General features: G+C 45.2%; 10 protein-coding genes. 9 read left to right on the forward strand and 1 reads right to left on the reverse strand.

What is annotated here, in order from left to right; genetic code table 11:
* Positions 1-941: 941 nt before the first annotated feature.
* From doeB2 to AC0VYI_RS07010, 6 genes are all read left to right on the forward strand, one after another.
* The gene (gene doeB2 / locus AC0VYI_RS06985) at positions 942-2,114 is read left to right on the forward strand and encodes a N(2)-acetyl-L-2,4-diaminobutanoate deacetylase DoeB2 (RefSeq protein WP_475448224.1); all 1,173 of its coding nucleotides are present in this window, start codon (positions 942-944) and stop codon (positions 2,112-2,114) included.
* Positions 2,115-2,167: 53 nt separating this feature from the next.
* Positions 2,168-3,427, forward strand: a complete 1,260-nt coding sequence (locus AC0VYI_RS06990; RefSeq protein ID WP_475448226.1) for a diaminobutyrate--2-oxoglutarate transaminase — start codon at positions 2,168-2,170, stop codon at positions 3,425-3,427.
* Positions 3,424-4,704: an ectoine hydrolase gene (gene doeA / locus AC0VYI_RS06995; RefSeq protein WP_475448228.1), complete on the forward strand. Its 1,281-nt coding sequence runs from the start codon at positions 3,424-3,426 to the stop codon at positions 4,702-4,704. Before AC0VYI_RS06990 ends, doeA begins: the two co-directional genes overlap by 4 nt.
* A 10-nt stretch (positions 4,705-4,714) precedes the next feature.
* On the forward strand, positions 4,715-6,076 hold the full coding sequence (locus tag AC0VYI_RS07000; RefSeq protein ID WP_475448230.1) for an NAD-dependent succinate-semialdehyde dehydrogenase: 1,362 nt from the start codon (positions 4,715-4,717) through the stop codon (positions 6,074-6,076).
* Between the two features lie 228 nt (positions 6,077-6,304).
* Positions 6,305-7,330 (forward strand): carbon-nitrogen hydrolase family protein, encoded by a 1,026-nt coding sequence (locus tag AC0VYI_RS07005; protein ID WP_475448232.1) that lies wholly within the window; start codon positions 6,305-6,307, stop codon positions 7,328-7,330.
* A gap of 302 nt (positions 7,331-7,632) precedes the next feature.
* Entirely contained in the window at positions 7,633-7,815 is a 183-nt protein-coding gene (locus AC0VYI_RS07010) for a hypothetical protein (RefSeq protein ID WP_475448234.1), read from the forward strand.
* A 5-nt stretch (positions 7,816-7,820) separates the two neighbouring features.
* Here AC0VYI_RS07010 and AC0VYI_RS07015 read toward each other — a convergent pair whose 3' ends face one another.
* Positions 7,821-8,717, reverse strand: coding sequence for a LysR family transcriptional regulator (locus AC0VYI_RS07015; protein ID WP_475431513.1), 897 nt, complete (start codon positions 8,715-8,717; stop codon positions 7,821-7,823).
* A gap of 101 nt (positions 8,718-8,818) precedes the next feature.
* Between AC0VYI_RS07015 and mdlC the strand changes: the two genes are divergently transcribed.
* The 3 genes from mdlC (at position 8,819) to AC0VYI_RS07030 (ending at position 13,004) form a co-directional block, all read left to right on the forward strand.
* Positions 8,819-10,405, forward strand: a complete 1,587-nt coding sequence (mdlC, locus tag AC0VYI_RS07020; RefSeq protein ID WP_475448236.1) for a benzoylformate decarboxylase — start codon at positions 8,819-8,821, stop codon at positions 10,403-10,405.
* A gap of 112 nt (positions 10,406-10,517) precedes the next feature.
* A complete protein-coding gene (locus AC0VYI_RS07025; protein WP_475448238.1) occupies positions 10,518-11,969 on the forward strand; it encodes an aldehyde dehydrogenase in 1,452 nt (483 codons plus the stop codon).
* Positions 11,970-12,029: 60 nt separating this feature from the next.
* A complete protein-coding gene (locus tag AC0VYI_RS07030) occupies positions 12,030-13,004 on the forward strand; it encodes a ketopantoate reductase family protein (protein ID WP_475448239.1) in 975 nt (324 codons plus the stop codon).
* The last annotated feature ends 230 nt before the right edge of the window (positions 13,005-13,234 follow it).

Genomic DNA, 13,234 nt, shown 5'->3' on the forward strand with positions numbered 1-13,234 from the left:
AATAAGAGTAGGTTAAGAATACCAATTGAGAATGATAACATATCGCATAATGACAGTAATTTTTTCATAAGTCTATGTTTTTGTTTCTCTTTTTATGGAAATAGCCTTTCAGTATTAAATGGTATTCATTAGATATAAAATTGTAATTATTATGTTAATTTATCACTTTGGAATCGGTTCAGCCAATGGTTGTATTATCACATGGTAGGGACGAAATGTTACAGTTTGTCGCACGCTTATAAACAAAAATAGCTAAAAGATTTTTGTTTTGCTTCAGGAGCATGGCATTGTTTATCCCTCTTTATCAATGGTTCTTGTCTGAACCTCACTAATTTTCCGTATTAATACTTCTTCTGTTTTGATACTTCCTCTAGTGAGGACTCACCTCATCCATACATAGAGTCAGTCACTGCTGACCAGATATTAAAATATATTTTTAACAGTCGTTCCTACTTGGATAATAATGTTTTTATTAAAAGAAAATGCTTAAATATTTTCAGGTTTAGAAAAGTAAATGTGGTTTTATATTTGGTTTTTAATTTTTGTTTTAGAGCTTATTAAATGGGGGAAGTTATATATCTAATGATTTTATGATTTATCTTTTAGTTCTATAATATTATAGAACTAACGTTTAGAGTTGATAGAAAAAAACTTTCCATTTTTTGTTTAAACGCCTGTTTTTAGTGCTTTTATGCTCTTTTTTGGCGCAAAAAAATCATCACTTCTTTGATCTTGAAATGTGAAAATTAAGAAAATTTTTTATTTTTAGTTTGTGTTCTATGTGTTTGTTTTGAGCGTTTTTTTTCTCTTATTTAGCCATTTTTTAATTTTATATTTTACTTTTATTCATTTTTCCCTCTTGCAAAAGCCGGATTGTTTAATTACTACTGTAATGGAGAGTTTATTTCTTTTTACATTTTATTTTCTTCTCGGAGTGATCGATGTCGGATGCGTGGCAGGACAATATTGCTTATGCAGAAAGGTTGCGTAAGCATTTGCATGCTCATCCAGAGCTTAGTTGGCAAGAACAAAATACGGCTTCATTGGTTCGTGCTCAACTGGATGAATTGAATATTCCTTGGCGAGCTTGTGCGGCTACAGGCACCCTCGCTTGGCTCAATGGAGAAGCTAAAGGGGCGGCAATCGCACTTCGTGGGGATATGGACGCCTTGCCCATTGATGAGAAAACTGGAAAAGAATGGGCGTCGTTAAATACAGGCTGTATGCATGCTTGTGGGCATGACGGCCATACCGCGACTCTATTGGCTACGGCACGTTGGTTGAAGCGGTTTGAGCATGAGTTACCTCAGCCTGTTGTGCTCATTTTCCAGCCTGCGGAAGAGGGCTTTCATGGTGCTCGTGAAATGATCAAAGAGGGAGCATTGGACAACGTTGGTGCGATTTATGGTTGGCACAATTGGCCCGCCTTGCCCTACGGCACCCTAGCTTGTCCAGACAATATTGTGATGTGTGGTAATGGGACTTTCAGCATGTCGTTTAACGGCCATGGAGGTCATGCCAGCCAGCCTGAACTATGTGCTGATCCACTATTAGCGGCCAGTGCCGTCAATCTTGCGTTACAACAAATAGTGAGTCGACGTCTTGCGCCGCAAGCAACGGCGGTGATTAGTGTGACGCAAATGAATGCCGGTACGGCACCGACGGTGATACCAGAAACCGCTACATTAAGTGGCAGTATTCGTGTACCGGATGAGGCGACTCGACAGCTTATTACTGATCATATAACTCAGGTTGCCACGCAAACCGCAGCGGCCTATGGCGTGGAATGCGTCGTGCAGCATGAGACTCGTTATCAAGCCACTATCAATCACAAAGGGCAGGCAACTCAGGCAAGACACGTTTGGCAGTCTCTTTATGGCGAGCAAGCACTGAACCACGGTCAATCCTTACCCATTATGGCCTCAGAGGATTTTAGCTATTACTTACAGGCTGTACCTGGGGCATTTGCCTTGATTGGCAGTGACGACGGCGAAGGTCACAACGTGTCATGCCATAGTCCACATTACGATTTCAATGATCGGTTGATTGCCGATGTCTGTCGTTGGTTTTGCCAACTGGCAGGCCTTGCTGATCAACCACCACCAAAGCGGTAACGCAAGCAACTCAACACCAAAGTAATTGAATACAGGGTTAATTAGGAGACGTTATGAGTATTTTTGAACAACGAGAATCCAACATTCGAGCTTATGCTCGCACGTACCCAACGGTTTTTGTTACGGCAAAAAACTCACGTCAGGTAGACGAGAGCGGTAAGGAGTACATTGATTTTTTTGCTGGCGCTGGAGTATTGAACTTTGGTCATAATAACCCGCGCATGAAACAGGCAATGATTGATTACATGGAAAAAGACGGCGTGTTGCACAGTCTTGATATGCAAACGCAAGCCAAAGCCGAGTTTATGCAAAAATTTACCGATGTCATTCTTAAACCGCGAAACATGCCACACCGTATTCAATTTATGGGGCCAACGGGTACGAATGCTGTAGAAGCCGCGATGAAGCTAGCTCGAAATGTCACTGGGCGGCATAACATTGTGGCCTTTAGCCAAGGCTTCCATGGCATGACATTGGGGGCATTAGCTGCAACAGCCAATGAATATTTCCGTCAGGCTTCTGGTGTGCCTTTATTGCATGTAAGTCATGAACGTTTTGATCAATCTCATGACGCTAAAGCCGCTCTTGAAGCATTAGATTCATTGGCTAGCCAATATCGTGATTCTTCCAGTGGTATTAAGCCTCCAGCAGCTTTTATGGTGGAAACCATTCAAGCTGAAGGCGGGGTGAATGTTGCCAGTAAGGAATGGATGCAAAAGCTTGAAAAGCTAGCGAAAGAGTTTGGTTCTGTACTAATTGTCGATGATATCCAAGTTGGCTGTGGTCGCACAGGATCGTATTTTAGTTTTGATGACATGGGGATCAAGCCAGACATTATTACCCTGGCGAAAGGTATCGGTGGGGTTGGTACGCCCATGGCCATGAACTTGGTGCATCCTGATTTAGACAAGCATTGGTCCCCAGGCGAACACACTGGTACATTTCGGGGCCAGAACTTGTCCTTTGTTGCGGGCGCGGAGGCACTTAGTTATTTTGAAAACGCAGACCTAATGAAGGAAGTGGCGCAAAAAGCCGAGCAAGTTCGCTCTGCTCTAGAGCCATTGGTCGCTGAGAAAAGTGCCCATGAGTTACGTGGCAAAGGGCTAATTTTAGGGTTGGATATGGGCAAGGGTGAACTGGCGGCTAAAGTTGTACAGCGCTGCTTTCAAAATGGCCTGATGATTGGCGCTTGTGGCAGTGGTGGGCGAGTATTGAAAATTATCCCGCCGTTGACGATTCCTGAAGCAGATTTAATGGAAGGTCTCGAGATTCTGAAAAGTGCTGTACGTTTTGTAATGGAGGAAGCCGCATGATTGAACGCGATGATATGACGTTTACCTTCGCTGAATATCAGCGTCGACTAGCAGAATTACGAGCTCGTATTGCTGAGCGCCGTTTGGACGCCGTGGTAGTGACCGATCCGGAAAACATTACTTACTTAACGGATTACCAGACGACAGGCTATTCCTTTTTCCAAGCATTGGTGATTCCTCTTGAAAAAGAGCCCTTTATGATCACCCGGGCATTAGAAGAGTCCAATATATTTGCTCGTACTTGGGTGGAAGTGACAAGGCCTTACCCAGATACAGGGGATGCTATTCAAATGCTGGTGGATGCACTACGTGAGTTTGGTTTAGGTGACAAACGTATTGGCTATGAGCGAAACAGTTATTTCTTTCCTGCTTATCAGCAAGATTGTATTCATACCACCTTGAGAAATGCCAAATTGATGGATTGCTTTGGTATTGTTGAAGAAGGGCGTATTTGTAAATCGCAAGAAGAGATTGCGGTCATGCGTCGTGCGGCAATAGCGACAGAAGCTGGTATGAAGGCGGGCATTGAAATATGTCGTCCTGGAATCACAGAAAATGAAATTGGCGCTGAAATTGCGGCAGCTATGTTTCGTGCTGGTGGTGAGACACCTGCGGTTATGCCCTATGTCACGTCTGGACCCAGAACCATGATAGGCCATGCTTCATTTGAAGGTCGAACCGTACAACCCAATGAACACGTCTTTTTAGAGGTAGGAGGTTGCTACCGCCGTTACCATACCGCGATGATGCGTACGGTGATTTTAGGCGAGTTATCGGATGCGATGTATCAATCTCAAGAAATCATGAAGCGGGCATTAAATGAAATTCATCGCCTGGTTCAGCCTGGGATGACCGTCTCAGATGTGGATAATATGGTGCGTAATATCATTATGGATAACCAAGTTGGAGCGAGTTTGATTACTCGTTCCGGTTACTCAATCGGGATTGCGTTTCCACCAAGCTGGGATGAAGGGTATATTATTAGCTTGAAACAGGGAAATTCTGCAGTACTTAAACCGGGCATGACCTTTCACATGATTCCTTGGATGTGGGGGATTGAAGGCAATAAGACCTGCGGTATTTCAGATACAATCGAAATTACCGAAGACGGCTGTCGTTCATTTTTTAGTTTGGATCGTGATTTTACCGTCAAACCAGGCAAGGCAGAGTCTAAGCCGGAAACAAAAACGATAGAGTTATCTGGCTCGCCAGCTAAAGAAGACGTGAAAAAGCCCAAAGCGAATGCGAAATCAGCTGACAAGGCCGTCAACGAATAAGAGGTGCGTAATGTTAGAAGTGATTAATCCAACGACAGGCCAAGCTTTGCCTCCTTCTCCCGCATTGACGTTAGAACAAGCCAATGCAGTTATAGACAAGGTGTCGGAGGGCTTTGTTTCATGGCGAGGGAAAAGCATGGCAGAACGAGCTGCATTGCTCAACGCCGTGGCCGCTGAACTTCGAGAAGACAAAGCTGTGCTCGCAGACTTTATGGCATTGGAAATGGGTAAACCCGTTAAAGAAGGCCTTGCTGAAGTAGAAAAGAGTGCTTGGTGTGCCGAATATTACGCTGAGAATGGAGCGGCGTTTTTGGCACCTGAGACACTAGAATCGGATGCCAGCCACAGTTATGTTCAGTATCCTCCTCTTGGGACCGTTTTAGGTATTTTACCTTGGAATGCGCCTGTTTGGCTGGCTCTGCGTTTTTTAGCCCCTGCTTTAATGGCAGGCAACACCTGTGTTATGAAAGCCGATCCAAATGTGCCGACAACGGCGAGTAGATTGGTTGAATGTTTCTATCGAGCAGGTGTGCCAGAAAACGTTGTGGCGAACTTAGCCGTTGCCAATGATGTGGCCAGTAAAATGATTGATCACCCGAAAGTCAAAGCCGTGTCTTTTACTGGGTCAAGCCGGGCGGGACAAACCATTGCCTCTCAAGTTGCAGCTGGTTTAAAACCCGCGGTATTAGAACTTGGCGGGTCGGATCCATGTATCCTCATGGCGGATGCGGATCTCGAGAAAGCCCTTGATGTGATTACTCTGTCGCGGATGATCAATGCTGGACAGTCGTGTATTGCGGTGAAGCGATTATTTGTGGAGCAGAGCATCTATGATGAGGTATGTGAAGCACTTCGTGAACGCTTTAGCAAACTGAAATGTGGTGACCCAAGAGACGACAGCAATAATTTAGGGCCTTTGGCAAGGGCAGACTTACGGGATCAGCTTCATCAGCAAGTTTCAAAAAGTATTGAAGCGGGGGCTCGCTGTTTAGTAGGAGGAGACTTACCCTCTCGTTCAGGCTTTTTTTATCCACCAACCTTATTAGTCGATATGCAACCTGGTATGGCGGCGTTTGAAGAAGAAACCTTTGGCCCAGTGCTAAGTGTGACTCCCATACAAACGTTAGAACAAGCGCTTGAACTGGCAAACGCGACAGAGTATGGCTTGGGAGCGAGTATCTGGACGCGCAGCCAAGCCTCTATTGATCTGGCTGTCAATCATTTGCAGTCGGGGCAGATAGCCGTCAATGGGATTGTGAAAAGTGATCCTCGTTTACCCTCCGGTGGCATTGGTCGTTCGGGGTATGGGCGCGAACTTGGCCCTCAGGGTATTCGTGAATTTGTTAATGTGCAACAGATTTGGATTGCTTAGCGTAAGTTTTGTTATTATCAAGGGGCCTTATTTGGCCCTTTTTTATTGTCTTCTATATTCGTGATTTTATCATGTAAATGGGGTTTGTGCGTAAGCGGAAGTGGTTTGATAAACACCTAATCAAAAGTATTTAGCATGCAAGAAAATCCAAACTTTCATTCCTGATTTTACCACTTTTTTTAATTGAAAAAGATTAACCTCTAACTTAGCTTTAATAAGAGGTTGATTATGCTTACACAATATAAAGTGGCTGCTGTCCAAGCCGCCCCAGAATTTCTTAATCTCGATGCGGGTATTAAAAAAACCATTCGATTTATTAAAGAAGCGTCCGAATCTGGTGCCAAGTTAGTTGCTTTTCCTGAACTATGGCTAACAGGCTACCCTTGGTGGATTTGGCTTGATACGCCTGCCGCAGCACTTGCCTCGGGTTTTGTGTCCCGTTACTACAAAAACTCACTATCTTACGACGATCCTCGTGCTAAATTAATCTGTGATGCCGCTCGTGAATACAAGATTAACGTTGTTTTGGGCTTTTCTGAGCGCGAGAACGGCTCTTTGTATATCTCACAATGGTTGATTGATAGTAACGGCGCCACCATTGGGAAACGCCGCAAGCTAAAACCGACTCATGTCGAACGTACCATTTTTGGCGAAGGCGACGGCAGTGATATGGTCGTGCATGATACAGAACTTGGCCGCTTAGGTGCCTTGAACTGCTGGGAACATGTATTGCCTCTCAATAAATTTATTATGTTCTCACAAAACGAGCAAATTCATGTGGCGTCGTGGCCAAGTTTTACAACCTATGAATTTGCTAGTGGTATGTCTTGGGAAATCAATAATACCGTCACTCGTTCCTATGCGGTGGAAGGGGCCTGCTTTGTGGTCGCCCCATCGGCATTGGTTTCACAAGCCATGGTTGATGAACTCTGTGACAAACCGGAAAAGCACGAATTGATCTCGGTTGGTGGTGGCCACTCGGTGATTTATGGTCCAGGTGGCGAACCACTCTGTGAAAAGCTTGATCCGAATGAGGAGGGCATTCTTTACGCCGATGTTGAGCTCGATGCCGTCGATATATGCAAACATTTCTTAGACTGTGCGGGTCATTACTCCCGTCCTGATGTGTATCGAGTATTGTTTGATAAACAGCGAAAACGTTGTGTGGTACCCATTGATCTGGAAGATGAAAGTCGCGTAGAAAACGCAGCATCAGAGTTTGTTCGAGAGGTGTCTTTCTCAAAAGACCTGTAATGAATGATCAATATTACAACGCTCTTAAAGTTAGGGAAGGGGTCTACATGCCTTTAGATCCGTTTCCTGATTGAGGTCGCCTCCGAAGTTCTGAAACTTAGTCTACTTATTCATACCGTCTTTCGTCACTTTCATTCCTGCTTGTGTTCGTTTGGGCATATCATAAATAATGTAGGCAGTCGTCCCTCCATTAAGCCTCCACGCGACATTAATCGATGTGTCATCTAGCAATGAGAGAATTAGTCCTTCTTAACTACTAAAACGTAAGAAAGGGTGTTGAATGTCGATTCTTCGACGATGGGATGATTGTCGCCGTCCAGCGCCGCAAACCAAGCAAACACCTATCAGCTCTGCATAACCAACTTCCACCTCGTGCCGATGTTTTGAGTGCGTTTTTGGGACGCTTTACTGAAGCATTCCGAATGCTTCAGCCGCTCATTGAAACCAAATGTAATCGATCAGAGGAGCGCAAAGGCTTTAAATAAGAATATTATGGCTCTGAAAGTGCATTCATAATGAGTTCGCGAAACCAACGATGGGAAACGGATTCGTTGTGACGTGATTGCCAATGTAGAGCAACCTCAAAGGTGGGGACCTCAAAAGGCAAATCGTAAAGGGTCAATTGATTATTTTCAGCAAAAAAAAGTGCAATGCGATAGGGGAGTATGGCCATTAAGTCGGCTTTTGCTAATACGGAAGGCAGGATCAAAAAGTGTGACACTTCTAGGCTGATTTTGCGTTTTACCCCCATTTGGGCTAGCACTTCTTCTGAGGCACCATGGCCTAGGTTATGAGTGACTAGCGTATGTTTGTGTGCCATAAAGCATTCCATCGTTAGCGTACTCGATGGTAGGGCATAACGGTTGTGGAGGACGCAGACATAGTGTTCTTCAAAAAGAGCATGCCGTTGTATGTGAGGCCCCTCTAAGGGACGGCTACAAATAACCGCGTCAACTTTTCCTGAAGACATCCACTCGTCGACTTTGTCTATTTCCAGTGGAATGACTTTCATTTCAATATTGGGCGCTTCGATTTGAAGACGAGCCACAATCGCAGGCAATAGTGCCATTTCTCCTAAATCTGTCATGGCTACGCGAAAGCGTTTATGGGAGACCGCAGGATCAAACGTCTGCACATTAGCAACGGTGTTTTCTATCATACTTAAAGAATGGCTCAGCTCTTCGTATAGCTGTTGAGCGATTGCCGTAGGTTCCATGCCATTTTTATTACGAATGAAAAGACGGTCTTTGAATAGATCGCGTAATCGGGACAGCGCGTAACTGACGGAAGGCTGCGTAACGAATAACTGATCGGCGGTTTTTGTGACGCTCCGTGTCTCATACAGAATCACAAAGGTGCGAATAAGGTTCAGGTCAATGTTAGACATAATAAATGGTATCTATTTTTATTAGAAAAAATATCGATTTGTTCAATTAAAGCAGGCGAGCTAAGGTAAATCAATCTTGAATTTTCTCTGAGAGCAGGTCTATGAAAACAGTACACTCAACAACCTATGCCTTATTGCGTAAACATGGCATGTTTAAAGTCTTTGGTAACCCAGGTTCGAATGAACTTCCTTTTCTAAAAAATTTCCCAGAAGACTTTGAATACATACTTGCACTTCATGAAGGCGTGGTAGTTGGGATAGCCGATGGTTACTCTTTAGTAAGTCGTCAACCTTCTCTGGTAAATCTACATGCGGCATCGGGCTCTGGTAATGCCATGGGGGCATTGACGAACGCATGGTATTCCCATTCTCCGCTCGTTATTACTGCGGGTCAGCAAGCTCGTTCCCTCATTGGTGTTGAAGCCATGCTGTCTAATGTGGATGCGGCGCAACTACCAAAACCCTTAGTTAGATGGAGCTATGAGCCATCTTGGTCTGGTGATGTGCCAAGAGCGATTAGCCAGGCCATTCACATGGCAAATCAGCCAGCAAAGGGGCCTGTATATGTATCCATTCCCCATGATGATTGGGACAAAGAGGTCGAAGATGATGCCATGTTATTAGCCGAACGCGATGTCACCACAGCGGGTTCTCCTTCCCCTGAACAATTGGAATCTTTGACTCAACGTATTCATCAGGCCAGTAACCCTGTGCTGGTATTAGGCCCAGATGTGGATGCTTACTTAGCCAATGACCTTGCTGTTGCCTTGGCAGAGAGAATTGCGGCACCCGTTTGGGTGGCGCCTTCGGCACCGCGTTGTCCGTTTCCAAATCGCCACCCTAGCTTTAGAGGAGCGTTACCCGCTGCGATTGCTGGTATCTCACAAAAGCTAGCAGGACACGATCTGATTATTGTTATTGGGGCGCCGGTTTTCCGTTATCACCAACATGCACCGGGTCGCTATTTACCAGAGGGTGCTGAGCTAGTGCATATCACTTGTGATCTACAAGAAGCGGCACGAGCTCCAATGGGGAACGCTTATGTTGCGGATATTACCGCCATGCTAGAAGGTATTTTGGCACACATCGAGCCTGCAGCGCGGCCGATGCCTCAAGCTTTACCTTCTCCAACACCTTATCCTGTGACAACAGCAGGACCACTAGCGCCAGAAGAAGTGTTTGATGATCTAAATGAATTCGCGCCAAAAGATGCTATTTATGTCAAAGAGTCCACGTCTACCGTTACGGCGTTTTGGCAACGTGTTGAAATGCGTTATCCCGGCAGTTACTTCTTCCCTGCATCAGGAGGTTTGGGTTTTGGTTTGCCAGCTGCGGTGGGCGCACAGCTGGCGACAGATCGTCAAGTTATCGCAGTGATTGGTGATGGTTCAGCTAACTATGGCATTACCGCTTTATGGACTGCCGCTCAATATAACGTACCTGTGGTGTTCATTATTTTGAAGAATGGAACCTATGGTGCGTTGCGTTGGTTCTCTCGTTTGTTGGACGCTGAGACTTCCCCAGGCCTTGATGTGCCTGGGTTGGATTTTTGTGCGATTGCTAAGGGATATGGTGTCGAAGCCATCGAAACGAACACTCGCGAAGCATTTAGAACGGCCTTGCAAAATGCTTTGGCAGCTAAAAAGCCTATGTTGATTGAAGTACCGACGACCACCATTGAACCTTGATAACGGTTTTTTAGGTTGTTTACTGGAAGGAATGTATTTGACACCGCGTAACAAACTTAAATGATTGTAACCACAGCGAAAAATAAATCTAACAAAATGAGTAAGGTGTATTATGAAAACACGTCAACTTTTGATTGCAGGCGAAGCGGTAAAAGCTTCTAACGGTGCCACTTTTCAGCGCTGTAATCCGTTAAGTAAACAGGCGGTCACAGAAGCCTCGGCGGCCTCTGTAGAAGATGCGAAAGCAGCCGTTGCTGCCGCGGCTAAGGCGTTTGAAACGTGGTCCGAATCCAGTGTTGGAACGCGCCGATCTCTGTTATTGAAAGCCGCCGATCTGATGGAGTCATATCAAGACGAATTTATTGCTTGTATGGTAGAAGAAACCGGATCCACTCCCACTTGGGCTGGTTTTAATGTAATGGTGGCGGCAGGAGTGTTACGAGAAGCCGCTTCTCTGACTAGCCAAATAGGCGGAAATGTTATTCCTTCTAATGTACCTGACAATCTTGCTATGGGGGTACGCGTGCCTTGTGGTGTTGTGGTGGGAATCGCGCCATGGAATGCACCAATTATATTGGCAACACGGGCCATCGCGATGCCGCTTGCCTGTGGTAACTCCGTTATTTTGAAGGCTTCTGAACAGTGTCCGGCGACACATCATTTGATTGGGCAGGTGTTGGTTGAAGCGGGCTTAGATAATGGCATAGTGAATGTCATTACGAATGCGCCAGAGGATGCAGCTGAGGTAGTCGGAGCGTTAATCGATGCGCCTGAAGTACGTCGTATTAACTTTACTGGGTCAACGGCGGTCGGTCGTATTATCGCTGAGCGAGCTTCGCATCATATTAAACCTGTGCTGCTAGAGCTAGGCGGCAAAGCGCCATTCCTTGTTTTGGAAGATGCAGATATTGATGCTGCTGTGGAAGCCGCCGCATTCGGTGCTTTTTTCAATCAAGGACAAATCTGCATGTCAACTGAGCGCTTGATTGTTGTGGACAGTGTGGCGGATGAGTTTGCACAAAAACTGGCAGCCAAAGCGGCAAGCTTAAAAGCCGGTGATCCTTTGGATAGTCAGAACGCCTTGGGAACCCTAATCTCTGAAGAGGCTGGGCATAAATTAAATAGTCTGTTAACGGATGCCGTCAGTAAAGGCGCTAAGCCACTAAGCGGTGGCGAAGCAGAGGGAGTGGTAATGCAAGCGACTCTTATTGACCATGTTACCCCGCAAATGCGCATTTATAGTGAAGAATCCTTTGGACCGATTGTCGCAATGATGCGAGTGAAAGACGAAGCCGAGGCAATTCGCGTGGCAAACGACAGTGAATATGGCCTTTCTGCCGCGGTGTTTAGCCAAGATATAGCGCGCGCGATGAAAGTGGCGAAAAAAATCCAAAGCGGTATCTGTCATATTAATGCGCCAACGGTACATGATGAACCGCAAATGCCGTTCGGTGGCGTGAAAAACAGCGGCTATGGTCGCTTTGGTGGCACCGCAAGTATCGAAGAATTTACAGATTTACGCTGGATGACGGTTCAGATGGGACCAAGACATTATCCAATTTAATTAGGTTATCTAAATGACCGTCATGCGACGGCCATTTTATTGATTTAGGAGTAATGCAGAATGCCGACTCAGTCTGTTAGAAACCATGGGGCATTTGGCCAACAACCACACATAGTGGTGGTTGGAGCGGGAGCAATGGGGTGTTACTTTGGTGGAATGCTGATGAAAGCGGGCCATCAAGTGACATTTGTGGATGTCAATTCAGAGCAAATTGCGACAATCAATCAACGAGGTGTGATTCTTGAAACCGACGATGGTTTGTATGAAATGCCGGCAAAAGCAGCCTTAGCGAAAGACGTCAATCGGTCAGCTGACTTGGTGGTGCTTTTCACTAAAACCATGCATACCATGAGCGCTATGGAATCTATTCGTCATATTCTGACGGATAATACGGTGGTTTTATCTCTACAAAATGGCCTTGGTAATGCTGAGCGAGTTGGACAATTTGTCAATCCTGATCGCATTGTTGTTGGTACCACGTTAGTTCCTGCGGATTTAAAAGGGGCTGGTCATGTGGCTTCACACGGGCCATCAAGTTCTCATATTATGGATTCAACTCTTAACAACCCTGTTTGGTTGACCGATTTATCAGAAATGTTTAATGAGGCGTCACTGACGACCAGTATTGACCCTGAGATTATGACGGTAATCTGGTCAAAAGTGGCTTTTAATGCCGCTTTGAATGCTATTTGTTCGATAACAGGTTCTTCCCCTGGTGGCTTGACGCCAGCGCCAGCGTTTAAAGCATTAGCGCGAAACGTGGTACATGAAACCGTTGTAACAGGTCAAGCGAATGGTGTGTCATTGGATGAAAGTTATATCTGGAACAATGTGGAAATGGCTATGCGAGAGCATCCCAACCATAAACCTTCTATGTTGCAAGATATCGAAGCGGCACGAGCGACGGAAATCGATGCCATAAATGGTGCAATTGTCGTGGCAGCGGAGAAGGTTGGGCTAGATGCTCCTGTTAATCGCACCTTGGCACAGCTCGTTAAACTTTCAGAACAAGTTGCCAAAAATAAAAAAGCGTAATTTTTCGATTGCGCTAGCGCTTGTTAACGGTTAAATCAAAAACCACCTTATTCGATCAATAGTAAGGTGGTTTTTTATTTGAGTGCATTATAGAAAATGGGATTCCTTAGCACTATTTAGGTCATAGTGTTACTTTCTTGCACTAAAAATGCGCTAATATCACTCACCCCAATGGGGGACTATATTATATTAATCATAATAATAAAAAGTTATTGTATTTCAATGGTTTA

This window comes from Marinomonas sp. 63XJN7_9_ISO-PGPR-S23-217 (genome assembly GCF_056173515.1).

What these genes read in the sequence shown, in the direction of transcription:
- doeB2 (WP_475448224.1), top strand. Translation starts at nt 942, where the DNA reads ATGTCGGATGCGTGGCAGGACAATATTGCTTATGCAGAAAGGTTGCGT.
- AC0VYI_RS06990 (WP_475448226.1), top strand. Translation starts at nt 2,168, where the DNA reads ATGAGTATTTTTGAACAACGAGAATCCAACATTCGAGCTTATGCTCGC.
- doeA (WP_475448228.1), top strand. Translation starts at nt 3,424, where the DNA reads ATGATTGAACGCGATGATATGACGTTTACCTTCGCTGAATATCAGCGT.
- AC0VYI_RS07000 (WP_475448230.1), top strand. Translation starts at nt 4,715, where the DNA reads ATGTTAGAAGTGATTAATCCAACGACAGGCCAAGCTTTGCCTCCTTCT.
- AC0VYI_RS07005 (WP_475448232.1), top strand. Translation starts at nt 6,305, where the DNA reads ATGCTTACACAATATAAAGTGGCTGCTGTCCAAGCCGCCCCAGAATTT.
- AC0VYI_RS07010 (WP_475448234.1), top strand. Translation starts at nt 7,633, where the DNA reads ATGATTGTCGCCGTCCAGCGCCGCAAACCAAGCAAACACCTATCAGCT.
- AC0VYI_RS07015 (WP_475431513.1), bottom strand. Translation starts at nt 8,717, where the DNA reads ATGTCTAACATTGACCTGAACCTTATTCGCACCTTTGTGATTCTGTAT.
- mdlC (WP_475448236.1), top strand. Translation starts at nt 8,819, where the DNA reads ATGAAAACAGTACACTCAACAACCTATGCCTTATTGCGTAAACATGGC.
- AC0VYI_RS07025 (WP_475448238.1), top strand. Translation starts at nt 10,518, where the DNA reads ATGAAAACACGTCAACTTTTGATTGCAGGCGAAGCGGTAAAAGCTTCT.
- AC0VYI_RS07030 (WP_475448239.1), top strand. Translation starts at nt 12,030, where the DNA reads ATGCCGACTCAGTCTGTTAGAAACCATGGGGCATTTGGCCAACAACCA.